The sequence below is a fragment of the Kitasatospora sp. NPDC056138 genome (genome assembly GCF_042264695.1).
Lineage (GTDB): Bacteria > Actinomycetota > Actinomycetes > Streptomycetales > Streptomycetaceae > Kitasatospora.
This window is the reverse complement of record NZ_JBHJVK010000014.1, coordinates 58,972-83,908: the sequence shown is the minus strand read 5'-3', so window position 1 is coordinate 83,908 and position 24,937 is coordinate 58,972. Positions and strand designations below refer to the sequence as shown.

Annotated in this window: 18 protein-coding genes; 7 read left to right on the top strand and 11 right to left on the bottom strand. The window is 73.6% G+C overall.

The window, feature by feature from the left end:
* Positions 1 to 83: 83 nt before the first annotated feature.
* The 8 genes from ACFC1R_RS12405 to ACFC1R_RS12370 form a co-directional block, all read right to left on the bottom strand.
* Positions 84 to 791 carry a Wzz/FepE/Etk N-terminal domain-containing protein gene (locus ACFC1R_RS12405; protein ID WP_375936934.1) on the bottom strand — a complete coding sequence of 236 codons (708 nt, stop codon included), beginning with the start codon at positions 789 to 791 and terminating at the stop codon, positions 84 to 86.
* Positions 792 to 875: 84 nt separating this feature from the next.
* Positions 876 to 2,165, bottom strand: a complete 1,290-nt coding sequence (locus ACFC1R_RS12400; protein ID WP_375936931.1) for a glycosyltransferase — start codon at positions 2,163 to 2,165, stop codon at positions 876 to 878.
* Positions 2,162 to 2,887, bottom strand: coding sequence for a polysaccharide deacetylase family protein (locus tag ACFC1R_RS12395; protein WP_375937071.1), 726 nt, complete (start codon positions 2,885 to 2,887; stop codon positions 2,162 to 2,164). Before ACFC1R_RS12395 ends, ACFC1R_RS12400 begins: the two co-directional genes overlap by 4 nt.
* A 61-nt stretch (positions 2,888 to 2,948) precedes the next feature.
* A complete protein-coding gene (locus ACFC1R_RS12390; protein WP_375936927.1) occupies positions 2,949 to 4,775 on the bottom strand; it encodes a lipid II flippase MurJ in 1,827 nt (608 codons plus the stop codon).
* A complete protein-coding gene (locus ACFC1R_RS12385; RefSeq protein WP_375936924.1) occupies positions 4,772 to 6,175 on the bottom strand; it encodes an O-antigen ligase family protein in 1,404 nt (467 codons plus the stop codon). The genes ACFC1R_RS12390 and ACFC1R_RS12385 overlap by 4 nt, the downstream gene beginning before the upstream one ends.
* Before the next feature lies 1 nt (position 6,176).
* On the bottom strand, positions 6,177 to 7,673 hold the full coding sequence (locus ACFC1R_RS12380; protein WP_375936921.1) for a sugar transferase: 1,497 nt from the start codon (positions 7,671 to 7,673) through the stop codon (positions 6,177 to 6,179).
* A 369-nt stretch (positions 7,674 to 8,042) separates the two neighbouring features.
* Positions 8,043 to 9,227, bottom strand: coding sequence for a glycosyltransferase (locus tag ACFC1R_RS12375; protein ID WP_375936918.1), 1,185 nt, complete (start codon positions 9,225 to 9,227; stop codon positions 8,043 to 8,045).
* A gap of 234 nt (positions 9,228 to 9,461) precedes the next feature.
* A complete protein-coding gene (locus ACFC1R_RS12370) occupies positions 9,462 to 9,902 on the bottom strand; it encodes an SRPBCC family protein (RefSeq protein ID WP_375936915.1) in 441 nt (146 codons plus the stop codon).
* A 120-nt stretch (positions 9,903 to 10,022) separates the two neighbouring features.
* On the opposite strand from ACFC1R_RS12370, the gene ACFC1R_RS12365 reads away from it, so the two are divergent.
* Positions 10,023 to 10,937 carry a HipA family kinase gene (locus tag ACFC1R_RS12365; RefSeq protein WP_375936912.1) on the top strand — a complete coding sequence of 305 codons (915 nt, stop codon included), beginning with the start codon at positions 10,023 to 10,025 and terminating at the stop codon, positions 10,935 to 10,937.
* A gap of 152 nt (positions 10,938 to 11,089) precedes the next feature.
* Here the strand turns inward: ACFC1R_RS12365 and ACFC1R_RS12360 are convergent, their stop codons facing one another.
* The 3 genes from ACFC1R_RS12360 to ACFC1R_RS12350 form a co-directional block, all read right to left on the bottom strand.
* Positions 11,090 to 12,619, bottom strand: coding sequence for a S8 family serine peptidase (locus tag ACFC1R_RS12360; RefSeq protein ID WP_375936910.1), 1,530 nt, complete (start codon positions 12,617 to 12,619; stop codon positions 11,090 to 11,092).
* 149 nt (positions 12,620 to 12,768) lie between these two features.
* Complete coding sequence (locus ACFC1R_RS12355; protein WP_375936907.1) at positions 12,769 to 13,869, bottom strand: amidohydrolase family protein; 1,101 nt, start codon at positions 13,867 to 13,869, stop codon at positions 12,769 to 12,771.
* Between the two features lie 2 nt (positions 13,870 to 13,871).
* A complete protein-coding gene (locus ACFC1R_RS12350) occupies positions 13,872 to 15,212 on the bottom strand; it encodes a glutamine synthetase (protein WP_375936904.1) in 1,341 nt (446 codons plus the stop codon).
* Positions 15,213 to 15,619: 407 nt separating this feature from the next.
* Here ACFC1R_RS12350 and ACFC1R_RS12345 point away from each other — a divergent pair, with 407 nt between their 5' ends.
* From ACFC1R_RS12345 to ACFC1R_RS12320, 6 genes are all read left to right on the top strand, one after another.
* Positions 15,620 to 16,264: a TetR/AcrR family transcriptional regulator gene (locus tag ACFC1R_RS12345; RefSeq protein WP_375936901.1), complete on the top strand. Its 645-nt coding sequence runs from the start codon at positions 15,620 to 15,622 to the stop codon at positions 16,262 to 16,264.
* Positions 16,265 to 16,331: 67 nt separating this feature from the next.
* On the top strand, positions 16,332 to 17,819 hold the full coding sequence (locus ACFC1R_RS12340) for an MFS transporter (RefSeq protein WP_375936898.1): 1,488 nt from the start codon (positions 16,332 to 16,334) through the stop codon (positions 17,817 to 17,819).
* Between the two features lie 466 nt (positions 17,820 to 18,285).
* Positions 18,286 to 20,061, top strand: coding sequence for a 3-hydroxyacyl-CoA dehydrogenase family protein (locus ACFC1R_RS12335; protein ID WP_375936895.1), 1,776 nt, complete (start codon positions 18,286 to 18,288; stop codon positions 20,059 to 20,061).
* A gap of 206 nt (positions 20,062 to 20,267) precedes the next feature.
* On the top strand, positions 20,268 to 21,191 hold the full coding sequence (locus ACFC1R_RS12330; protein ID WP_375936892.1) for a TetR family transcriptional regulator: 924 nt from the start codon (positions 20,268 to 20,270) through the stop codon (positions 21,189 to 21,191).
* A gap of 328 nt (positions 21,192 to 21,519) precedes the next feature.
* Positions 21,520 to 22,857, top strand: coding sequence for a crotonyl-CoA carboxylase/reductase (gene ccrA / locus ACFC1R_RS12325; protein WP_375936890.1), 1,338 nt, complete (start codon positions 21,520 to 21,522; stop codon positions 22,855 to 22,857).
* On the top strand, positions 22,857 to 24,917 hold the full coding sequence (locus ACFC1R_RS12320) for a protein meaA (protein ID WP_375936887.1): 2,061 nt from the start codon (positions 22,857 to 22,859) through the stop codon (positions 24,915 to 24,917). Before ccrA ends, ACFC1R_RS12320 begins: the two co-directional genes overlap by 1 nt.
* Positions 24,918 to 24,937: the final 20 nt, after the last annotated feature.

Genomic DNA, 24,937 nt, shown 5'->3' with positions numbered 1-24,937 from the left:
CGGCCCGCGCCGGGCGGCCGGCCTGCGCTCCGGGCGGCCCGGTGGGGTGTGCGGTGGACGAGTGGTGCGGGTGAGGTCCGTGGTCATGCTCGGACGCCTGCCTTCCGGGGCGGCTCGGAGGTCCTGGCGGTAGCGGCCGGCTCCGGCGCGGGGTCGGGTTCGGTGCGGGGGCCGGGCGGGACGGGGGCCCCGGGGGCCGGGGCGGCGGTGGAGGCCCCGGCCCCCGCCGCGCCGGCGGGCCGGCGGCGGGTCATCATCCCCAGTGCGCCGACCAGGACCCCGGCGGCGGCACCGACCGCGGTGTCCAGCTGGACGGAGGGCGACGACGGCCCCTCCGGCTCGGCCGCCGCGGCCAGCGGGACCAGCCGGACGCCGGTCTCCTTGCTGCTCGTGTTGGCGAACGCCACCAGCGACTTGGCGACCGCGTCGGCCGCCCGTACGGCGTCCTTCCCGCGGCTGCCGGTCCCGGTGATCTCGATCACCGGCGCGTCCGGCGAGGTGGTGCCCCGGACCGTCCCGGCCAACACGGCCGTGCTCCGGCCCAGTTCTGCGGCGGCCCCGGCCAGCACCTGCGGCTGCCCGGCCAACCTCCCGTACGCCTGGGCGAAGTTGACGGCGGTGGCACTCTCACCCGGACCCTGCGGGACCACCACGACATAGGAGTTGGCGGCGTAGCTGGGGTGCGCGAGGAGGCCGTAGCCGGCCCCGGCCAGCGTGCCCAGCGGTACGGCGAGCACGACCGGCCACCAGCGGCGGGTCAGCGCACGTGCGCTGCGGCCCAGTTCGGACATGGGTGACTCCGTAGGGTGTGAAGCGGCCCGGGCGGGCCGGAGGTAGGGGTCGGGCCGCCCGGCGGACGGCCGACCGGACGGGGCTCAGGGATGCGGGGAGCTGCGTGAGAGGCCGGGCTCCGCCGGGGCGGACCGGTCGTGCGGCTCCCCGTGCCCGTCGCGGGTGTCCGCCGCCTCGGGTGCCCACGGCTCCGCCGGGGTGCGGGGGCGCTCGCACGGCTCCTGCGGCCCCTGGACGTGCGGCGCGGCGGCGAGGGTGTCGTAGAGCCGGCCCAGCTGCCCGGCGATCCGGACGATGTCGTAGTGCGCGACGGCGGGCGGCTGCGGCAGGGCGACGCTGCGCCGGCTCCACAGTTCGCAGAGGGCGGCGGTGTAGGAGACCGGGTCGGACGGGATGCGGGCGGCCTCGGGGGCGGCCTCGGGCCCCAGTTCGTCGAGGGCCGGGCAGGCGCTGTGGCGGACCGGCAGTCCGGCCGCGAGTCCCTCCAGGACGGTCAGCCCGAAGGTCTCCTCGGTCGAGGGCGCGGCCAGGACGTCCATGGCGACCAGGAGTTCGGGCACGTCCTCGCGCTCCCCCGGGCAGACCATCCGACCGCGCACCCCGAGCCGCTCGGCCCGCCGCACCAGGGCTTCGCCCTCGGGTCCGGCGCCGACCAGCAGCAGCCAGGGCTCCCGCAGTGCCGGGTGCTCCCCGGCCAGTGCGGCGAGTTCGGCGAGCGTGTCGACCAACACCTCGAAGCGCTTGCCGGGGACCAGCCGGCCCACGCCCCCGATCACCCAGGCCTGCTGCGGCAGGCCGAGGTCCGTCCTGACGATCTGCCGGACGGCGGCCCTGGAGGCGGTGGGCAGGGTGTAGCGGGCGGCCTCGACGCCGTTCGGCAGCAGGTGCACCCGGTGCGGCGGGACGCCCCAGGCGTCGAGTGTGCCGGCGACCTGGCGGGAGACCGCGACGGTGGTGCTGCCGAGGCGTTCGGCGAGCAGGTAGAGCGCCCTGACCCCGGCGGTGACCGGGCGGCCCTCGATCACCTCGGCGTGCAGCGAGTGCTCGGTGGCGACCACCGCGCGGACCCCGGCCAGCCGGGCGGCCAGCCGCCCGTAGAGACCGGCCCGGTAGAGGTGGGTGTGCACCAGCCGGTAGCGACCCGAGCGGATCAGCCGGGTGAGCCTGGGCAGGACGGTGAGGTCGCAGTTGCCCCGCATCGCCAGGTCGTGCACCACCACACCCTCGGCGCGCAGCGCGGCGGCGACGGTGCCGGGGTTGGTCAGGGTGGCGACCTCGCAGGTGTGGTGGTCCGGCAGGTGCCGCAGGATCAGCTGGAGCTGGCGCTCGGCGCCGCCCGAGGCCAGTCCGGTGATGACGTGCAGCACCCTCATGGGGTCGTCCTCCGCCGCCTGGCCAGCGGGTGCCGGCGCAGTCCGGCCAACGCTTCGCGGAGCCGGTGGCGGCCCTGCTTGGCGAGCAGCCGCAGGGCGCCGTCCCGGTTGCCGACGTAGCAGCGGGGCAGTGCGAACCGGCCGGTGAGTTCGCCGTGCTGGATGGCGCAGGCGTAGTCGTACCCGGCGTCGCGGACGGCCAGCGCGGCCGGCAGGTCGACCGCTCCGTACGGGTAGCAGAAGCCGGTGACCGGTCCGCCGACCAGGTCCTCCAGGGTGCGGCGGCTCTCCCTGGTCTGCTCGGCGAGCACGTCGGCGGGCAGCCCGGGGAGCGCCTGGTGGCCGAGGCCGTGCGAGCCGATCTCCCAGCCCGCGGCGGCGAGTTCGGAGACCTGGTCGACCGTCAGCAGCTGCTTCCGGGGGCCCATCACGTCCCAGCCGTTCTCGGTGCCGAGCAGGTCGGGGACGACGTACGCGGTCGCGGTGAACCCGTACGCGTGCAGCACCGGGACGGCGTGCCGGGCGAAGTCGGCGTAGCCGTCGTCGAAGGTCAGCCCGACCAGGCGGCCCGCCCGGCCGGCCGCCGTCGCCCGCAGCAGTTCGCGGATGCTGACGCCGCGTCGGCCGGTGCGGGACAGCCAGGCCATCTGGGCGGCGAACCGCTCGGGGCTGACGGTGAGCAGGTAGGGGTCCTCCTCCTCGTCGGCCACCGAGTGGTACATCAGGATCCAGGGCACGGCCCTGTCTCCTCTGGCCTGCACCGGGAGGCGCGGTTTCCGGGTGTCAGCGTCCATGGGGCAGCTTCCCTTCAGCGGCCGGGGGAGGCGGGTACAGGGCCCGGACGAGGGCGAGGAGGGGGCCGCGGACCTCGGCCGCCCCGAACGCGGTGCCGAGCACGGCGAAGACGAGGACCACGCAGACGCCGCCGAGCAGGACGGCGAGCAGCGGGTCCGTGGACAGCGCGCCGACGGCGGTGCCCGCGGCGGCGGCGACGGCGGCGGCGGCCAGCAGTCTGGCCTGGCCGCCGAGCACCTTGGGCAGGCGCAGCGCGATACCGCGCAGCAGCAGACCGCGCAGCAGCAGCGCGGCGGTGGCGGTGATCCCGGCGGCGTTCCCGGCGGCGATGCCCAGGGCGCCGATGTGGGGGGTGGTGGCGAGTCCGACGCCGATGGTGACCAGGAGTCCGACGGCCATCGCGGCGACGGGGTACCAGTCGAGCAGGGCGATCCGCCGGCCCGTGGCCGGGCGCTGCCGCCCCCGGGACGGTGCCTCGGCACCGTCGGTCGCGCGGTGGCCGGACCACGGTCCTCTGCCCCGGACGGCCCCGGCGTCGCCGCCCTGCGGGTCGTCGGCGCGGCGGACCACCGGACGGACCGAGAAGTACGGGCGGACCATCACGCCGGTCAGCGCCTGGGCGGGCAGTCCGAGGCTGTAGACCCGCATGACGGCGGCGGTGGCCGCGGTGTCGTGCGCGCCGAAGGCACCGCGTTCGAAGAGCAGCGAGACCACCGACGGGGCGCAGGCCACCAGGAAGGCGGTGCCGACCAGGACGACGGCGGCGGCCTGGCCGAGGTCCTTCTCCACCCGGTCCCTGGCCGCCGTCAGGTCGCCGGCCGCGAGGGCGCGGGCGACCAGCGGGAAGGTCACGGTGCAGATCAGGATGGCCGCCGTCATGGCGAGTTGGGAGACCTTGGCGGCGTAGTTGAGGTGCGAGATGGTGCCGGCCGGCAGGTCGGAGCCGAGGAAGCGCTCGATGAAGACCTGGGCCTGGCGGGTGAGCGTGAAGGAGGCGACCGGCAGCAGGGCGAACGGGATCAGTACCAGCCCGGCCCCGCCCCGGCGCGGCCCCGGCCGGCGCCCCTGGCGCAGGCGGCGGCAGAACGGGGCGATCAGCACCCCGGCCATCAGCAGGCTGCCGAGGGCGACCCCGACGGCGGCCGAGCGGACGCCGAGCACCGCGTGGCAGGTGAGCAGGACCGTGAGGATGCCCAGGTTGTACGCGACGTAGATGGCGGCCGGGGCGGTGAAGCCGTGGTGGGCGCGCAGGGCCGAGCCCAGGTAGCCGGCGATGCCGAAGGGCAGCACGGTGAAGGCGGTGATCCGGGTGCAGGTGACGGCGAGGGCCGGGTCCGCCAGGCCGGGCGCGAGCAGGTCGACCAGCTGGGGCGCGCCGAGCGCGACGGCGGCGGCGAGGGTGCAGAGTGCGAGCAGCAGCCAGGGCAGCGTGGCGCGGACCAACTGGCGGACCGGGTCGGCCTGTTCGGGGCGCTCCTCGCGGAGGACCAGGGCGAGGCTGAAGGCCGGCACCATGAGGAAGGCCATGGCGTCCTCGATCAGCAGCGGCGCGGCCGTTTCGGGGACCGTCCAGGCGACCAGGAAGGCGTCGGTGCCCTGGTTGGCCCCGAAGTAGCGGGCCAGCAACAGGTCGCGCAGCAGGCCGAGGGCCGAACCGGCGGCGCTGAGCAGGGCGGTCACCCCGAAGGCCCGGGCCAGGACGCCGGCCCGGCCGGACGTCTGCGGGGCGGCGGCCGGCGCGCTCCCGCCCGAACGGGCGGCCGGCAGCGCGGCCGTCGGCGGGGCCGCCAGCGCGCCCGGCTGTTCCGTCGTCATCCGCGCTCTCCCAGGGGGTCGGAGACGATCCCGGAGGTGGGGACGGCGCCGGCGGGGAGCACCGGTGCGATCTCCGCGCGGGCGGCGGGCGCGGGGCCGGGGAGGGCCGTACGGGCGGCGAGGCCGAGCACCACCGAGGTGAGCACGGTGGTGGTCCCGCCGATGTCGCCGTACAGGAAGTCGACCAGCACCCAGGTGAGCAGGGCGAGCGCGGCCAGGCCGGGACCGGCGGCCCGGCGGAGGCAGCCGGTCAGCAGGACGAGGAAGAGTCCGGTGTACGCGACCATGCCGATCAGGCCCTGCTCGCTGAGGACCAGCAGGTACATGTTGTGCGGGGAGAGCAGCGGTTCGCGCTGGAAGCCGATGGTGGAGTCGGCGGCGTCGCTGCCTGAGGAGAGCCTGAGCGGGGCGTGGCTGTCGCGCAGCTGCTGGAACGCCTTGGGGCCGGCTCCGGTGACCGGGTGGTCCTGCCAGATCCGGCCGGCGGTCGCCCAGAGGTCGTAGCGGTCGCTGACCGACTGGTCGGGGGCGGCGGAGACCGAGCCGATGCTGGCGAGCCGTTCGGTGACTCCGTCGGAGCCGATGCCGACCCCGCAGACCAGGACGACGGCTGCGGCCAGCCCCAACAGGGCGCTGCGGACCGCCAGTCGGGCATCGGCCCGCAGCACCAGCACGGTGGCGGCGACCGCGCAGGCGATCCAGCTGCCCCGGCTGAAGGAGACCGCCAGCGGGAAGGTCAGGAAGGCGGCGGCGGCGAACATCGCCAGGCGCAGCGGCCGGCTGCCGCCGGGCCCGCGTTCGGCGAGGCCGAGGGCGAGGGCGGCGAGCAGGCCGAAGCTGACCACGGTGGACATCGCCATGACGTCGAGCGCCCCGAAGGTGCCGACCGCGCGGATCGGCCGGCCGGTGTAGGAGGCGCCGGTCCTGGTCAGGTACTGGTCGGCGCCGACCGCACCCTCGATCAGCGCGGCCAGGACGAAGGAGCCGAGGATGAGCCGCTGGTCGTACCGGTCGCGCAGCGCGGCCAGGACGCAGGCCGGCACCAGGACGAAGACCTGGACCAGCCGGACGAAGCCGGTGAGGCTGGCGGCCGGGTCGATCGAGGCGACGGTGGCGACGGCGGCCGAGCAGACCACCGCGCCGAACAGTGCGCCGACCGTGCGGCTCAGGGCCGGGGTCCGGCCGCGCAGCAGGTCGACGGCGGTGAGCGCGACCAGGGCGAGCGAGGCCAGGTCGGCGGGGGTGACGTGGACGGCGGCGGCGACGTCCTTCTCGCCCTCGGGTACGCAGACCAGCAGCACGGTGGCGGCGGCCAGCAGGCTGGGCCGGGCGAGCAGTCCGCTGCCGGCGGACCGTAAGGTCAGCGGCCGGGTCGTCGGCAGCGCCGAGGCGAGGGCCATCTCAGCTCCCGTCCGGGTGCAGCATCAGGGCGGCGGTGCGGAGCAGGATCTTGGTGTCCTGCCAGAGGCTCCAGTTCTCGATGTAGCGGTTGTCGAAGCGCGCCCGGTCCTCGATCGAGGTGTCCCCGCGCAGGCCGTTCACCTGGGCGAGGCCGGTGAGCCCGACCGGGACGCGGTGGCGGTCGGCGTACTCGGGGTAGGCCTGGCCGAACCGCAGGACGAAGTAGGGACGTTCGGGACGCGGGCCGACCAGGCTCATGTCGCCGCGCAGCACGTTCCACAGCTGCGGGAGCTCGTCCAGCGAGCTGCGGCGCAGCAGGCGGCCGACGGCGCCCATCCGGTGGTCCTGCGCGATGTTCCAGCGGGTGGCCGACTCGTACTCGTTGCTGGGGCGCAGGGTGCGGAACTTGAGCAGGGTGAAGGACCGCCCGTCGAGCCCGGTGCGCTGCTGGCGGAACAGGACGCCGGGACCGGTGTCGAAGCGGACGGCCAGCGCGCAGGCCGCCAGCACGGGGGCGAGGGTGACCAGGCCGAGACCGGCGGCGAGGATGTCCAGCGCCCGCTTGGCGGGCCAGCCGCGACGGCGCAGCGCGGGGCGGCCGAGCTTGAGGCAGGGGAAACCCCAGAGCTGGTCGCGGTCGGACCCGGCCAGCGAGCCGTACTCGCGCAGCGCGGGCACCAGCCAGACCTGGCAGCCGAGGCGGGCGGCCTCGCGCAGCGCGGCGGCGGTCTCGGCCGCGTCGGCGGCGCCCTCGGTGGCGACGACGTGGTGGATGCGGTGGCGCCGGACCTCGCGTTCGAGCACCTCGCGCCCGCCGAGGACGGGCAGCTTGGCGTCGGGGGCGAGCAGGACGGGGGCGTGGTCGAGGTAGCCGACCGGGCGCAGCCCGTACTCGCGGTGCTCGGTGAGGGCAGCGGCCACGCGCTGGCCGAGCCGGCCTGCGCCGAGCACCAGGACCGGGCTGGGGCGGCGGCACCGGGCGCGGCGCAGCAGCCGGTAGACCAGCGCCCGGCCGGCGGCGGCGAGCAGGATCAGGGCGGCCAGGGTGGCCAGCAGGCGCAGCGGGTGCGCGGCGGCCGCGTCGGGCAGGCCGTCCAGGCAGGCGGAGAGGGTGACCGCGAAGGCCAGCGCGACGGTGGCCCGGGTGGCCAGCACGGGGAGTTCGTCGAGTGCGGAGACGGTGAGCCTGGTGCGGTAGAGGCCGGCGGTGAGGTTGAGCGGGAGCAGCAGCGGCAGGACGGCGACCGCGCCGAGCAGGGGCCGGCCGGTGCGGTCGGCGGTGAATCCGGTGGCCGCGCAGACCGCGAGGGTGTCGACGGCCAGCAGTCCGCTCGGCACCGCGATCCGGGAGCGGAGCGGTCGGCGGTGCCGCCCGACCGCCGCCGAGGCGCGGGGCTGGGAGGTCCGGGCCGGCCGGTCGAGGATGGCGGCGGCGGTACGCCGGGAGTTCGGCAGGGGGCGTCCTGAACGCGGCACGCTCTCGTGGTCAATGGTCATCAGCGCACGAACTCCCCTGCTGTGAACCTGCCCGGGCAGGCTGTGCGCCCGCCCCGGCAGGAAGGCCGGACCGGCATCCGGATCGGCGCGGACATCCCGGCTCGATGGATTCGGTCCGGGCGACGCCTGCCGCCGTGGGCGGATTTCGGCCAATTCCCGGACTGCCTCCCGGAGGGCCGACGGCTGAAAGCGGTAACGAGGCAGGCAAAATCAGACAATGCCGAACGGCGGCTTGACTTCGATGAGTTGACTTGCCATTTCATTCCACCCGCCCATTAATGAGACTTTCCGATTTGAACCCTCGATCGCGGAGTCGGGAAGCGAACACGGCGGTGCCGTCGCGGCGAGCATTCACGGCCTGAGAAACGATCAGGAACGCCCTGGGACACGGGCAGTCCGGCGGGGTGGAGGAAGGACGCCCGATGCGTCCGGGAATTCCGCGAGGAGAATTGTTCGATAGAGCTCCGCCACCTGCCGCACCACCGAGCGCACGTCATGGTGACCGATCACATGTTCCCGGGCCGCGATACCAAGCTGTTCGCACTCGATCAGATCGGAGAGCGACTCGGTCATCAGCCGGGCGAGTTCCGTCGGATTCTCCGGCGGCACCAGTCCGCCAGCCGACCGTCCGGGCGGCAGCGACTCCCGCGCCCCCGGCACGTCCGTCAACAGCACCGGGCGGCCGGTCGCCATCGCCTCCAGCGGCGCCAGCGCCATGCCCTCCCAGCGGGACGGCAGCACCACCAGATCGGCGGCGGCCAGCCAGGGCCTGGGGTCCGCCACATCGCCCGCCAGCCGCACCCGGGACGGCTCGGGCAGCGTACGGACCAGATCGGCCAGCGCGGTGGCGTCCGGGCCGCCGCCGACCAGGGCCAGCCTCGCCTCCGGCAGCCGCTCGGCCACCCTCGGCCAGGCCGCCAGCAGGACGTCCTGGCCCTTCTGCCGGCAGAGCCGGCCGACGCAGACCGCCAGCGGGGCGTCCAGGTCGAGGCCCAGCGACATCCGGGCGGCCCGGCGGGCCGCCGGGTCCGCGAGCGTGTGGTGCCGGACGTCCACCCCGTTGCGGACCACCCGCCAGGGCGCGACCAGACCGGCCGCCTCGCCGTCCTGCCGCTCCCGCTCGCTCACGCAGAGCACCGCCCGGGACCAGCGGGTGGCGTACCGCTCCCAGCGCAGGGAGGCCGCCGCGAGCGGGCCCTCGACGGCGGCGAAGGACCAGGCGTGCGGCTGGAAGACCGTCGGCACCGCCCCCCGGACCGCCAGCCGACCCGCCAACCCGGCCTTGGCGCTGTGCAGATGGACCACGTCCGGGGCCGCCGCCAGGACGATCCGGCGCAGCCGCCACACCTCCGCAGGCGTCCACGGACCCGGCGAGCGCCGGGCCGGCCAGTCCAGCACCAGCGCCCCGGCCGCCGTCGCCTCGGCGGCCAGCCGGCCGCCCTGCGGGCAGGCGACCAGCACCCGGCACCCCGCCTCGCGCTGCCCCCGGACCAGGTCCACCACCACCCTGGCGACGCCGCCGTCCACGGGCTGGGAAACATGAAGGATCGTCATATGCACGGCGGCGAGCCTAGGTTGGCGCGCGAGTGGGGTTCGGACGCGGTCACCCGGGACGGGGAACGCAATCACCCGTACGGCTCAGCGGCCGTACGGGTGTGCGGAGCGCCCCGTGGGGCGCGGGGCAGGGCGTGCGGGGCAGGCCGTGCGGGGAAACCGGGCAACCACCGGGCGGACCCGGCTGCCCCCAAGGGGCCAGGGGCCAGAGGGGCCAGGGGCCGGAGAGGAAGGTCAGGCGACCTCGTCCGCGAGGCGGGCGAGGACCGCGTCGTGGATGCGGTTGATGCCCTTGGGCGCGAAGGTCCGCTCGAAGAAGCCGCCGATGCCGCCCGCGCCCTGCCAGACCGTCTCGACGAGCACCTTGGCCTGGTTCGCACCGGCCGCCGTGACCGTCCAGGTGATCACCATCGAGGAGTTGGCGTCGGACTCGACCAGCTTCAGCGGTGCCGGCTCGGTGACGTTGAACAGGCAGTCGCGGACCCGCTTCTCGGTGGCCTGGAGCTTCCAGTGCACCTGGGTCCCCGCGCCGGTGCCGCCCGCCCTGACCTCGTACTCGCTGTACTGCGCGGGCAGCAGCTTCGGACGGGTGACGGCGTAGTCCGCCAGCGCCTCGTACACCCGCTGCGGGGACGCCTGGTAGACCCGCTCGGTGGCGGCGAACACCTGACCCATGACTTGACTCTCCTACGGCTGGGTGGCAAAGCTCCGAATATCCGGCCCAAGCCAACCACCGCTCACCTCCCGCGCCAAAACCGGGCCAGGTCCGCGAGCTGCCGGGTTAGGGTGGCCGGTGTGCTTACCGAGGTGACTGCGCTCCGCTACCTGGACCCCCTGCGGGCGGGCGGTTCCGTGCCCGGGATCGTGGAGACCGACGACCTCGGGACGTACGTGGTCAAGTTCACCGGCGCCGCGCAGGGTCGCAAGGCGCTGGTCGCCGAGGTGATCGTCGGCGAGCTGGCCAGACGGCTCGGCCTGCGGGTGCCCGAACTGGTCCTGGTGGACTTCGATCCGGCCGTCGCCGCCGGGGAGCCGGACCCGGAGATCCAGGACATCCTGCGCGCCAGTGCCGGGCACAACCTCGGCATGGACTACCTGCCGGGCGCCCGCGACTTCCGTCCGGGCGGCGCCGCGGACGGCCGGCCGATGGTGGACGTCGACCCCGTCGAGGCCGGGCAGGTGGTCTGGCTGGACGCGCTGACCGGCAACGTCGACCGCAGCGTCCACAACCCCAACCTGATGGTCTGGCACGGCCGGCTCTGGCTGATCGACAACGGCGCGGGGCTGATCTTCCACCACCGCTGGTCCGGCGCGCACGCCTCGCTGCTCAAGCGGTACGACCTGAGCAGTCACGCGCTGGCCGCCTTCGGCCCCGACGTGCCCGCCGCCGATGCCCGGCTCGCCCCGCTGGTGACCGCGGAACTGCTGCGCGAGGTGGTCGCGTTGGTGCCCGAGCAGTGGCTTGCCGGGGAGCCGGGGTTCGGCTCGGTGGCGGAGCTGCGCGAGGCGTACGTCCACCACCTCGCCGCACGGGCCCGGGGGTCCGCCGCCTGGCTGCCGGACGGGTTCGCCACGCCCGAGCAGCTGCGGCGCACCGAGGCCGAACGGGCCGCCGCGAGCCGGGCCGGGCGGCCGGCCTGGCTCCAGCACGTACCCGACCTGCACGGGAAGCCCGCGGCCGCGCCCGACTGGAGCCGGCACGTCGACTGACCGCAGCCGGCCGAGGGGCGCGGGAGCCGGGCGACCGGCCACGACCGACGTGTCCGGTCCCCCGCACGGCTCCCGCACCCCTCGGCGCTACGGCACCGCGGCACCGCGGCGCAGGGGCCGGGGCCGGGGCCGACCAGGTGGCGGCGGAGCGGTTACCAGCGCCACCAGTCGGCGGCCTTGGCGGCGTTGACGACTCCGGCGCCGTAGAAGCCGTTGTTCTGCAGGCCGCCCTCGCAGGTGGCCTTGTAGGACCCGGTGCCGCCCGGGTCGTAGACCGAGGTCGGGCAGGCGTGCTCGTCGGCCTGGCTGGTCAGCAGGTGGCGCAGCTCGTCGGGACCGGCCCACGGGTGGCTGCTGGCGAGCAGCGCGAGGACACCGGCGACGTGCGGGGAGGCCATCGAAGTGCCCTGCATGTAGGCGTACTTGTTGCCCGGGACGGTGGAGAGGATCCGGCCGTTCCGGTCCGGGGTGTCCGGGGTCTGGTAGCGGGCGTCGCCGCCGGGGGCGGCCACGGTGACCTTGTCGAGGCCGTAGCTGGAGTAGTAGGACTTGTCGCCGTTGCTGCCGGTCGCGGCGGCCACGACCACGCCGGGGAGTTCGACGGGCAGCGAGAGGCAGCTGCCGTCGATCGGGCGGGATCCCGGGGTGGTGTCGTCGGGGCTGGAGGTGTCCGTGGTCTTGTGGGCCAGGTCGATGTTGGCGTTGCCCGCCGCAGCGACGCTGAGCACGCCGTTGCGCTGCGAGAAGAGCAGCGCGCGGCGGACGCCCTCGACGATCGCGGCCTGGTCGGGGTCGGCCTTGCAGTTGAACATCCAGGGGTCGACGTAGTAGCTGTTGTTGGTCACCTGGAAGTGGTGCTGACCGGCCCAGACGAAGCCGCAGATGGCGTACTCGGGGTAGATGAAGCCGCCGTCGTCGACCACCTTGACCGCGGCCAGCCGGACGTTCGGCGCGATGCCGACGACGCCCTTGCCGTTCTTGGCGGCGGCGATGGTGCCCGCCACGTGGGTGCCGTGCTCGCTGGTGGTGGGCTGCCAGGCCTTCCAGTCGGTGTCGGGCTTCCCGCCGTCGATGCAGGAGACCGAGAGCGCGGGGTCCACGTTGGGCGCGAGGTCCTCGTGGGTGGCGTCGATGCCGGAGTCGAGGACGCCGACCACCACGTTGCGGCTGCCGAGGGTGGTGCGGTGGGCCTTGTCCGCGCCGATCTGGCGCAGGTCCCACTGGTTGGCCTCCAGCGGTTCCGTTCCGTCGGCGGGCGCGGCGGCCGGGGCGGCCACCTCGGTCGCCGTCTCCAGGTCGTTCTGCACGATGCCCTTGGTGCGGCTGGCCCCGACCGAGTCGACGGTCCTCGACTGCCGCAGTTCGGCGGCGAACCGGGTGTCGGCGGAACGGGCGATGATCACGCCGATCTGCTCGTACGAGTAGACCACCGTGCCGCCGAGTGCGGTGATCTCCCGTTCGGCCTTCTTGACCTGTCCGTGGTTGGCCTTGGTGTTGACCACGTAGCTGACCAGCGGCGCGGCGGTGGTGGCGGACGGGGTGCCGCGGCCGCCGGTAGCAGCCGGCGGCACCGGTGCCGTGGCCGCGACCGCGGTGCCGGCCGGCAGCGCCAGCGCACCGGCGGTGGCCAGCGCGAGCCCTCCCGTTGCGAACCTGATCCGGCGTATCCGGGGAACTCTCATAGGGGTTGGCCCTCCCGAGTATTCATATGAATGCCCGGGACGGTAGTGAACAGACGTGGCGATCGGCAAGGGGTCTACACGGAACTGCCATACCGTCAACATGACTTAAAGCCAGTTGAAACCAACCGTCATCAGGTGGTCAAGGGAGCTCAGAGGCGGTACAGGCGGCGGGCGTTGTCGGCCGAGACCAGTCGCTCGATCCGCAGCCCGTCGGCCGCCGAGCAGGCGCCGTCCGCCCGCCAGTCGGCGAGCAGCCGCCCGAGACTGTGCCGGTACTGGGCGGCGCCGACCAGGAACAGTTCGGGCAGACCGTACGCGTCGGTGGAGAACAACACCTTGCCGAACGGGGCGAGTTCGAGCACCTCGCCGATCACCTGGGCCGCCCGGGCGCCGGTGTACGAGACGGTGAGGCCGATGTCCGCGTACACCTGCGGGAAGGAGGCGGCCAGCCAGGCGGCCTGCCGGTGGTACGGGTAGCCGTGCAGCAGGACCAGCGGGACGCCGCTGGGCTCGGCGGCGCGGACGAAGTCGACCAGCAGCGCCGGGTCGGCCCGGTGCAGCCGCAGGTCTGGGTCGCCGAAGCCGGTGTGCAGCTGGATCGGCAGGCCCAGCGGGGCGCAGACGTCGACGGCGGTCCACAGCAGCCGGGTGAGCAGGACCGGGTCGGTCAGCCTGGTCCGGGGGCCGCTCAGCCAGGCACCGGCGGCACGGACCACCTCGGCCTCCCCGGGCGGGGCCGGCGGCACCGCCAGCCCGTGCCGGTAGGCCAGCACGGACTTCACCGCCACGGCCCCGGCACAGGCGGTCTCCAGCGCCGACCGCAGGGCCCGGGACCAGCCCGCCGCGGTGGCGGTGACCCGTTCGGCGACGCTCTCCAGCCGGACCACCTCGCGGACCTCCGCGCCGGTGGCGGCGGCCAGTTCGGTGAGCGGGAGCAGGGTGTACCCTGCGGCGGCGGTCAGCCCGGTGTCGACCAGGCAGGTGTCGAGCGCGGCCGCCGCCAGCAGCCGCGCGGTGGCCTCGGCCGGGCCCAGCTCCCGCCGCCGGGCCAGGTAGTCGGCGGCCGGGGCGTGGACGGCCAGCCCGAGCACCGGCGGGCACCAGCGGCGGACGGCCAGGCCGAGCGCGCTGTCGAAGGGGGTGGTCCCGGCGGCGGGCGGGCGGTCGGACTCGGTGAGCAGGGCGGCGAACCGCTCCGGCGCCAGGTCGGCGAGGACCACGCTGTGGCAGTGCTGGTCGACCAGGTCCACGGTCAGTACCGCCAGCGGGTCGCCGCGATCAGCTCCTCCGCGCCCAGGCTGCCGAGGAGTTCGATCTCCGCCCGGCGGACGGCGAGCACCGCCGCGTGCAGCTGGGCGCCGAGCGCCTCGCGCAGCAGGACGGACTTCTCGTACGCGTCCACCGCCACCGCGAGGTCGGCGGGCAGGCGTTCGACGCCGGGCACCCCGGCCGGGTCGCCGTGCACCTCGGGCGGCAGCGACCGGCCGGCGTCCAGCCCGGCGAGCCCGGCGGCCAGCACCGCGCCGACCACCAGGTAGGGATTGGCGGCCGCGTCGAAGCACTTGATCTCGGCGTTGGCCTGCGCACCGGTGGAGCCGGTGATCAGCCGCAGTGCGGCCTCCCGGTTCTCCAGGCCCCAGCAGCGGAACGGCCCCGACCAGCGGGAGGGTTGCAGCCGCAGGTAGCTGGCGACGCTGGGCGCGCCGAGGGCCAGCAGGGCGGGGAGTTCGGCCAGCACCCCGGCGAGGAAGGTCTCCGCGTCGTGGTGCAGGCCGTACGGGCCCGAGCCGCCGTGGCCGAGGTTCTGTTCGCCGCGCCACAGGCTCAGGTGCAGGTGGCCGCCGTTGCCGACGCCGTCCGGCGTGACGGCGGGCGCGAACGAGGCGCGCAACCCGTACCGGTGCGAGACGGCGCGCACGGTGTGCCGCACCAGCAGCGCGGTGTCGGCGGCCTCGATCGGGCCCTCGGCGGCAACCGAGACCTCGAACTGGCCCGGGGCGTACTCGGGGTGGATCTGCAGTACCGTCAACTCCTGTGCGGTCAGGGCCCGCAGCACGTCCCTGAGGTAGTCGGAGAGGTCGATCAGCCGGTTCATCCCGTACGCCGGGCCGTCGCCGGCGGGCCGGCCGTCGGCGTCGGTGACCACCCACTCGACCTCGAATCCGGCGCGCAGCGCGAGGCCGCGCCGCTCCAGGGCGTCCACCATCCGCCGGGCGAACCGCCGCTGGCAGCCGGGGTGCGGGGTGCCGTCCTGGGTGTAGCGGTCGGCGGGCGCCCAGGCCCAGCCGGGCTGGGCGGCCAGCCGGGAGAGCCGGGCCAGGTCGGGGACCAGCCGCAGGTCGCCCTCGGGTCCGGTGGTGAACGGGCTGCTGGTCATCGAGTCGTCCAGCAGGAACACGTCGAAGCACGGCGCGGCTCCGACGCCCCACTCGGCGGCGTGCGCCAGCTGGCGCACCGGGACGGCCTTGACCCGGCTGATCCCGGCGTTGTCCACCCAGCCGAGCACCACGCCGTCGATGGCCTCGTCGGCGAGTCTGGCGGCGGCCAACCGGGCCCGGGCGGCGCGTTCGGCGCGGGGCTGTGTGGTGCTCATACCTCCATGCTGCCGTTCCCGCATCCCGCCGGGGGCCGAACCGGGCGGATCCGTCACCCGTCCGGCCGATCCGGCGGCCCGGCCCGGCCACCGGGGCGCGTCTGCGACCATGGAGGTCCCGGACAGCCGGCCGAGGCGTCCCGCCGCCCGCGGGAAATTCGGTTGAACCGGGCGCCGGTGTCGCGGAGAGTGGTCACTCTGGGCCTCGTCTGCGGCGAAGGGGGCCGAAGGCCGCGCCGAGCGAATTCCGACGCCAGTGAATCCCGAAGTCTGTGACACGGGTCACCTTCGATTCCGAAATATCCGGGGATGAACTCCCCGTTTACTCCTCTGTCCGCACGATCCGGGGACACATTCCCCGGAAGCACACCTGCACGCCGGACTCACCTCGAAGGGAGCCCTCGACCATGACCGTCACCGCCGCCAGGCCGGCCGAACCCCGGCTCAGGGCCGACGCCTCCCGCAACCGGGCACGGATCATCACCGCCGCCCGCGAGGCGTTCGTCGAGCACGGCGCGGACGTGCCGCTGGACGAGATCGCGCGCCGCGCCGGGGTGGGGAACGCGACGCTGTACCGCAACTTCCCGGACCGGCGCGAGCTGATCCACCACGTGACGCTCTCGGTGCTCACCAACGTCGTCGAGCACGCCGAGGCCGCGATGGCCGAGGAGGCGGACACCTTCGAGGCGGTCCGCCGCTTCGCCCTGGCGGCCGCCCGCGAGCGGATCGGTGCCCTGTGCCCCCTGCTCTCCGACCACATCGACCAGGACGACCCCGAACTGGCGGCCAGCCGCCTGCGCCTGGAGCGGACGGTCACCGAACTGGTGGCGCGCGCCCAGCGCAACGGCCGGCTCCGCCCCGACGTCGCCGTCGGCGACTTCGTCGTCGTCCTCACCCAACTCACCCGTCCACTGCCGGGCAGCGGATGCCTGGCCATGGACGGTTTCGTCCAGCGCCATCTCCAGCTCTTCCTGGACGGCCTGGAGGCCCCGGCCCGTTCCGTACTGGACGGCCGCGCCGTGACCCTGGAGGACCTCAAGCCGCACAACTGACCTGCATCCGATCTGCGCTCCGACTCCCCGCACTTCTGCACGCTCTTGTACGTAAGTGGGTACCCCCATGTCTGAAACCGTCCTCCAGCCGGACCCGCGGCGCTGGAAGGCCCTGGTCTTCATCGGCCTCGCCCAGCTGATGGTCGTGCTCGACGCGACCATCGTGAACATCGCCCTCCCGTCCGCTCAGAACGCCCTCGGCTTCTCGGACGCCAACCGCCAGTGGGTCGTCACGGCCTACGCCCTCGCCTTCGGCGGCCTGCTGCTGTTCGGCGGCCGGATCGCCGACATGTGGGGACGCCGGCGCACCTTCATAGTCGGCCTGACCGGCTTCGCGCTCGCCTCCGCGCTCGGCGGTGCGGCCGCCAACACCGCCATGCTGCTCGGCGCCCGCGCCCTGCAGGGCGTGTTCGGCGCGCTGCTCGCCCCGGCCGCGCTCTCGCTGCTCGCGGTGATGTTCACCGAGGCCAAGGAGCGCGCCAAGGCCTTCGGCGTGTTCGGCGCGATCGCCGGCGGTGGCGGTGCCATCGGCCTGATCCTCGGCGGCCTGCTCACCGAGTACCTGAACTGGCGCTGGACCTTCTTCGTCAACATCCCGTTCGCCGCGGTCGCCATCGCCGGTGCCGTACTGGTGATCCGCGAGCCCGCCCAGGGCCGCAACGGCAACCGGCTCGACATCCCCGGCGTGCTGCTGGTCACCACCGGCCTGGTCTCCCTGGTCTACGGCTTCACCCGGGCCGAGTCGGACGGCTGGACCTCGGGCGTCACGCTCGGCCTGTTCGCCGCCGCCGCGGTGCTGCTGATCGCCTTCGTCCTGGTCGAGCGCTCGGTCAAGGCCCCGCTGCTGCCGCTGCGGGTGGTCACCAACCGCAACCGGGCCGGCGTGTACCTCTCGCTGGGCTCGGCCGTGATCGGCATGTTCGGACTGTTCCTGTTCCTGACCTACTACCTGCAGGTCGTGCTGCGCTACAGCCCGGTCGTCACCGGCCTGGCCTTCCTGCCGATGGTGGCGGGCATGATCACCGGTTCCACCCAGATCGGTGCCCGGCTGATGACCAGGGTCGCCCCGCGCTCGCTGATGGTGCCCGGCTTCCTGACCGCCTCGCTCGGCATGCTGATCCTCACCCAGATCAAGGTGGACAGCTCCTACCTGCACATCCTGCCCGGCCTGGTCCTGATGGGCCTCGGCATGGGTACCGCGTTCATGCCGGCGATGAGCCTGGCCACCTACGGCGTCGAGCCGCGGGACGCGGGTGTCGCCTCCGCCATGGTCAACACCTCGCAGCAGGTCGGCGGCGCGATCGGTACCGCACTGCTGAACACCATCGCGACCAGTGCCGGTACCGCGTGGTTCAAGTCGCACCAGGCCCTCGCCCAGACGCCGCTGGGCAAGCTGGAGGGCATGGTGCACAGCTTCTCGACCGCGATCTGGTGGTCCTTCGGCATCCTGGTGCTGTCCGGGGCGATCGCCTTCGTCTTCATCAACGTCGGCCGCCCGAGCACCGAGTCGCAGGGCGCCGCGCAGGAGAACGACGTCCCGGTGCTGGTGCACTGACCTTCCCGTCCTCGGAGCCCCCGCGGCCCACCCCTGTCAAGGGGCGGGCCGCGGGGGCTTCGTCATGCCCGAAGGCCCGTCCCAACTCTTCCTACGCGGCGGTAACTTCGCTACAGTGACCGCACGCACCACCGCCGGGCTTCGGGAGCCGCACCGGCGGGGCCGGCGTCCGACGCGCCATCGCGCGGTCCACGGGCCCGGCACAGGTGCCCGCTTCCCGGCCACGGCCCGACTCGGGCGACGGCCACCTTCTCAGCGTCAGCGTCGCCTCGTTCCATCCAGCGCGCCTGAGCACCACGGCACACCCGCAGCACGGCCGGAGCGGACCGGCCCTGCCGCGCGGTGCCGCAACCGTCATCACCACTCCCCCGCGCCGCCGCGCCCTCCTCCGGCCCGCCCGTGGCACAGCGCTGCCCCGGCGCAGCACCGGAGCGCGACGCGGGGCCCATGACAAGGAGTCAGGACCATGGAGCGTCCCTTCCCCACCGTCGCCGTGGTCGGCCTCGGCACCATGGGTGCCGGCATCGCCGTGGCCGTCGCCCGCAGCGGCCGCCGGGTGATCGGCATCGAGGCCGGTCCGGACGCCGCCGCCCGGGCACTGGCCCGGATCGAGGAGGCCACCGCGCACGCCGTCCAGCGCGAGCGGTTCACCGCCGAGGAGCGGACGGCGCTGCTCGCCCTGATCGAGGTCGGCGACCGGCTCGACGCGGCGGCCGCCGCCGACCTGGTGATCGAGGAGGTCCCCGAGCAGCTGGAGCTCAAGCGGGAGGTCTTCGCCGAACTGGACCGGATCTGCCCGCCGGAGACCGTCCTGGCCACCGGCACCACCGCGCTCTCGGTCACCCGGATCGCCGCCGCCACCGCCCGCCCCGAGCGGGTGCTCGGCCTGCACTTCTTCAACCCGGTGCACAGCATGAAGCTGGTCGAGGTGGTCCGCACCGTCCTGACCGCGCCGCAGACCGCCGCGCAGGCCGCCGAGTTCGCCCGGGAGCTGGGCAAGGAGCCGGTGGCGGCGGGCGACCGGGCCGGGTTCGTGGTCAACGGCCTGCTCTTCGCCTACCTCAACCAGGCCGCCGCGATGTACGAGTCCAAGTACGCCACCAGGGAGGACATCGACGCCGCGATGCGGCTCGGCTGCGGCCTGCCGATGGGCCCGCTGGCGCTGCTGGACCTGATCGGCGTGGACACCGCCCGTACCGTCCTGGAGGCGATGTACGAGCAGTCCAGGGACCGGCTGCACGCGCCCGCGCCGATCCTCGGCCAGCTGGTCGCGGCCGGGCTGCTCGGCCGCAAGTCGGGGCGCGGCTTCTACACCTACGAGGCACCGGGGTCGTCCAAGGTGGTCGCCGAGGCCGCCGCCGGCACCGCGCCCGCGGTGGCCGGCCGGGAGGTGCGCAGCATCGGCGTCTGCGGCTCGGGCACCATGGCGACCGGCATCGCCGAGGTCTTCGCCAAGGCCGGTTACCGGGTGCTGCTCGCCGCCCGCAGCCAGGACAAGGCCGACCGGGCCAAGGCGCAGCTGGCCAGGTCGCTGGAGCGCTCGGTGGCCAAGGGCCGGCTCAGCGAGGCGCAGCGCGAGGCGGCCCTCGCCCTGGTGGCCCCGACCGGTTCGTACGCCGAACTGGCCGAGGTGGACCTGGTGGTGGAGGCGGTGGCCGAGGACCTGGCGGTCAAGCGCGAGCTGTTCGCGACCCTGGACAAGATCTGCAAGCCGGGCGCGGTGCTGGCCACCACCACCTCCAGCCTGCCGGTGATCAGTTGTGCGACCGCCACCTCGCGGCCGCAGGACGTGATCGGCATGCACTTCTTCAACCCGGCCCCGGCGATGAAGCTGGTCGAGGTGGTCTCCACGGTGCTGACCTCGGCGGATGTCACCGCGACCGTGCTGGGGCTGTGCACCGCGGTGCGCAAGCACGCGGTGGAGTGCGGGGACCGGGCCGGTTTCATCGTCAACGCGCTGCTCTTCCCGTACCTGAACGACGCGGTGCGGATGCTCCAGGAGCACTACGCCACGGTGGACGACATCGACACCGCGATGAAGCTGGGCTGCGGCTACCCGATGGGCCCGTTCGAACTGCTGGACGTGGTGGGCCTCGACGTGTCGCTGACCATCGAGAAGGTGCTGCACCAGGAGTTCCGCGAGCCGGGTCTGGCGGCGGCACCGCTGCTGGAGCACCTGGTGGCGGCCGGGTGCCTGGGCCGCAAGACCGGCCGCGGTTTCCGCGACCACGCACGCCGGTGAACGGCCTGCCGGCGCAGGATCCGGCAGCCGGCCGGGGGCGGCCGGGCGGCGCCCGCGCGAGCGGGGGCGACGGGCCCGTACGGCCGGTCTGGGACCCCGGGGCGGTCTCCGCCCGCTGGCCGCGGCCGATCGCGACCGGGCCGGTGGCGGCCGTGCGCCGCCCGAAGGCCCCGGACGTGGCTGCCGGGACGTGTAGCGTTCCTGGCATGGATCGGGATCAGTCATCCGTGGAGCAGTCGGCCCTCGAAGAGGCACTGGCAGTACCGGTGCCGGCAGCGCAGTCGGCGGTGGTCTCGTCCGCCGGCCACCGGCGGGCGGCGGCCCAACGGCAGCAGATGCGCCAGGATCTGGCCACGGCCGCCATGGAGCTGTTCGCCTCCCAGGGGTACGAGGAGACGACGGTCGATCAGATCGCGGCCGAAGCCGGGGTGGCCCGGCGGACCTTCTTCCGGTACTTCCGGTCGAAGGAGGAGGCGATCTTCCCGGACCACGACGACACCCTGGTCCGGGTGGCCGACCTGCTGGCCAGCGCCGAGCCCGAGGAGCATCCGCTGGACGTGGTCTGCCGGGGCATCAAGGAGGTGCTGCGGATGTACGCCTCCACGCCCGGGGTGTCGGTCGCCCGGTACCAGCTGATCCGTCAGGTGCCGGCGCTGCGCGAGCGGGAGATCGCGGTGGTCTCCCGGTACGAGCGGCTGTTCACCCGGTACCTGCTGGGGCGGTTCGACGCCGCCGAGGAGATCCCGCCCGGCTGGCAGCGCGGCGGGGACGACGACTCGATGCTGGCCGAGGTGTCGGCGGCGGCCGTGGTGGCGGCGCACAACCACGTGCTGCGGCGCTGGCTGCGCGCGGGCGGCCACGGTGACGTGGAGGCGCAGCTCGACCACTCCTTCGAGGTCATCCGGGGGACGTTCTGGGCGACCGCGCCGCACCGGATGCGACGGCGCGGCACTGCTGTGGCACCCGGTGCCACAGATGACACGTTCCCCTCCCCCGAGGAGGCGGCAGTGAGCGCACTGAGTGCCAGCCCGGGCGGTGAGGTCCTCATCACAGTGGCCCGCACCAACGCCCCACTGGACCTGGTCGTGGACCGGATCAAGGCCGCTCTCAGCAGTGCGTCGATGAGCTGATTCCCCAGGTCAGATGGGTTTTCAAGGCCCGTTCCGCAACAGCGGGACGGGCCTTCCCGCTGCCCGTTTCGCGGCATTCGAACGGTCGTGACACTCGCCCGAATTGATGACACCCAGTGTCTTTACGAGTGGCACAGGGTGCCACTACGTTGTTACTCACCAGTCGCGGCGCCGCGGCTCCCCACCTCGGCGCGCCCCGTCCGGTGCGACACCACCACCCGTCGCAGGCACCACCCACCCCTCAGACCGACAGCGAAGCCGGTGTCCGCTCCCGGCTCCCCCAGACGCCCTGTGCAGCCCTCACACAGGTACGCCTTCGGAGGCAGCCATGAACGAAATCCTCGACGCGATCCTCAACTCCGACAGCACCTCGGCGGACTTCGCCGCCCTCAAGCTGCCGGAGTCCTACCGAGCGGTGACGCTCCACAAGGACGAGGAGCAGATGTTCGCGGGCCTCGACAGCCGCGACAAGGACCCCCGCAAGTCCCTCCACCTCGACGAGGTGGCACTGCCCGAACTCGGCCCCGGCGAGGCCCTGGTGGCCGTGATGGCCAGCGCGGTGAACTACAACACCGTCTGGAGCTCGATCTTCGAGCCCGTCTCCACCTTCGGCTTCCTGGAGCGGTACGGGAAGCTCTCCCCGCTGACCAAGCGCCACGACCTGCCGTACCACGTGCTCGGCTCCGACCTCGCCGGCGTGGTGCTGCGCACCGGCGCCGGGGTCAACGCCTGGAAGCCCGGCGACGAGGTGGTGGCGCACTGCCTCTCCGTCGAGCTGGAGAGCTCCGACGGCCACAACGACACGATGATGGACCCGGAGCAGCGCATCTGGGGCTTCGAGACCAACTTCGGCGGCCTGGCCCAGCTGGCCCTGGTGAAGACCAACCAGCTGATGCCCAAGCCCGCCCACCTCACCTGGGAGGAGGCCGCCTCCCCCGGCCTGGTCAACTCCACCGCGTACCGCCAGCTGGTCTCGGGCAACGGCGCGGGCATGAAGCAGGGCGACAACGTGCTGATCTGGGGAGCCAGCGGCGGCCTTGGCTCGTACGCCACCCAGTACGCGCTGGCCGGCGGCGCCACCCCGATCTGCGTGGTCTCCAGCCCGCAGAAGGCCGAGATCTGCCGGGCGATGGGCGCCGAGGCGATCATCGACCGCAGCGCCGAGGGCTACCGGTTCTGGAAGGACGAGCACAACCAGGACCCGCGCGAGTGGAAGCGGTTCGGCGGCCGCATCCGCGAGCTGACCGGCGGCGAGGACGTGGACATCGTCTTCGAGCACCCCGGCCGGGAGACCTTCGGCGCGTCGGTCTACGTGACCCGCAAGGGCGGCACCATCGTCACCTGCGCCTCCACCTCCGGCTACATGCACCAGTACGACAACCGCTACCTGTGGATGTCGCTCAAGCGGATCGTCGGCTCGCACTTCGCCAACTACCGCGAGGCGTGGGAGGCCAACCGCCTGGTCGCCAAGGGGAAGATCCACCCGACGGTGTCCAAGGTCTACTCCCTGGAGCAGACCGGGCAGGCCGCGCTCGACGTCCACCAGAACAAGCACCAGGGCAAGGTCGGCGTGCTCTGCCTGGCCCCGGAGGAGGGCCTGGGCGTGCGCGACCACGAGCTGCGGGCCACCCACCTCGACGCGATCAACCGCTTCAGGAACATCTGATGAGCGGCCAGAAGCGCGACCGCCCCTGGCTGATGCGCACCTACGCGGGCCACTCCACCGCCCACGACTCCAACGCGCTCTACCGCCGCAACCTCGCCAAGGGCCAGACCGGCCTCTCGGTCGCCTTCGACCTGCCGACCCAGACGGGGTACGACTCCGACCACGTGCTCGCACGCGGCGAGGTCGGCCGGGTCGGCGTGCCGGTGGGCCACGTCGGCGACATGCGCACGCTGTTCGACGGCATCCCGCTGGAACAGACCAACACCTCGATGACGATCAACGCCACCGCGATGTGGCTGCTGGCGCTCTACCAGGTGGTCGCCGAGGAGCAGGGCGCGGACATCGCCAAGCTCACCGGCACCACCCAGAACGACATCGTCAAGGAGTACCTCTCGCGCGGGACGCACGTCTTCCCGCCCGGCCCGTCCGTGCGCCTGATCACCGACATGATCGCGTACACGGTGGCCAACATCCCCAAGTGGAACCCGATCAACATCTGCAGCTACCACCTCCAGGAGGCGGGGGCCACCCCCGTCCAGGAGATCGCGTACGCCATGTGCACCGCGATCTCCGTCCTGGACGCCGTCCGCGACTCCGGCCAGGTCCCGGCGGAGCGGATGGGCGAGGTGGTCGGCCGGATCTCCTTCTTCGTCAACGCGGGCGTCCGCTTCGTCGAGGAGATGTGCAAGATGCGCGCCTTCGCGGCCCTCTGGGAGAAGGTCACCCGGGAGCGCTACGGCATCGAGGACGCCAAACAGCGCCGCTTCCGCTACGGCGTCCAGGTCAACTCCCTCGGCCTGACCGAGGCCCAGCCGGAGAACAACGTCCAGCGCATCGTGCTGGAGATGCTCGCCGTCACCCTCTCCAGGGACGCCCGCGCCCGCGCCGTCCAACTCCCGGCCTGGAACGAGGCGTTGGGCCTGCCCCGGCCCTGGGACCAGCAGTGGTCGCTGCGCATCCAGCAGGTACTCGCCTACGAGTCCGACCTGCTGGAGTACGGCGACCTGTTCAACGGCTCCGCGGTGGTCGAGGCCAAGACCGCCGAACTGCTCGCCGGCGCCGAGGCCGAGATCGCCAAGGTGCTGGCGATGGGTGCCGAGGACGGCAACCGGGGCATCATCCCGGCCGTCGAGTCCGGCTACCTGAAGTCCAACCTGGTGGCCTCGCACGCCGCCCGGCGGGCCAGGATCGAGTCCGGCGAGGACAAGATCGTCGGGGTCAACTGCTTCGACACCACCGAGGAGAGCCCGCTCACCGCCGACCTGGACACCGCCATCATGGTCGTCGACCCGGCCTCCGAGCAGTCCGTGCTGGCCGCCCTCAAGCAGTGGCGCGAGCAGCGCGACGAGGCCGCCGTCCAGATCGCCCTGGAGGAGCTGAAGGCCACCGCGGCCACCACCGCCAACCTGATGCCCGCCACCCTCGCCTGCGCCCGCGCGGGCGTCACCACCGGCGAGTGGTCCTTCGCCCTGCGCGAGGTCTTCGGCGAGTACCGCGCCCCCACCGGGGTCGGCGGCGCCCCGGTCGCGGTGGCGGCCGAGCCGGGCGGCGAACTCGCCGGCGTCCGCGAGGCAGTGGCCGCCACGGCCGCCGAGCTCGGCGCGGGCAAGCTGCGCCTGCTGGTCGGCAAGCCCGGACTCGACGGCCACTCCAACGGCGCCGAGCAGATCGCCGTCCGCGCCCGCGACGCCGGTTTCGAGGTGGTCTACCAGGGCATCCGTCTGACGCCCGAACAGATCGTCTCCGCCGCCGTCGCCGAGGACGTGCACTGCGTCGGCCTGTCGATCCTCTCCGGCGCCCACCCGGAACTGGTTCCCGACGTTCTGCACCGGCTGCGCCGGGCAGGGGTGGAGGATGTGCCCGTCGTCGTGGGTGGCATCATCCCGGCAGCGGATGCCGAGGCCCTGAAGGCCGCGGGAGTCGCGGCAGTCTTCACCCCGAAGGACTTCGGCATCACCACCATCATCGGCCGGATCGTGGACGAGATCCGGCTGGCCAACAGGCTCCAGCCTTGGGCCGCGACGCTGCACGGCATCGAGCAGCAGGCCGCGACCAGCTGACCGGAAGGAACGAATCCCGC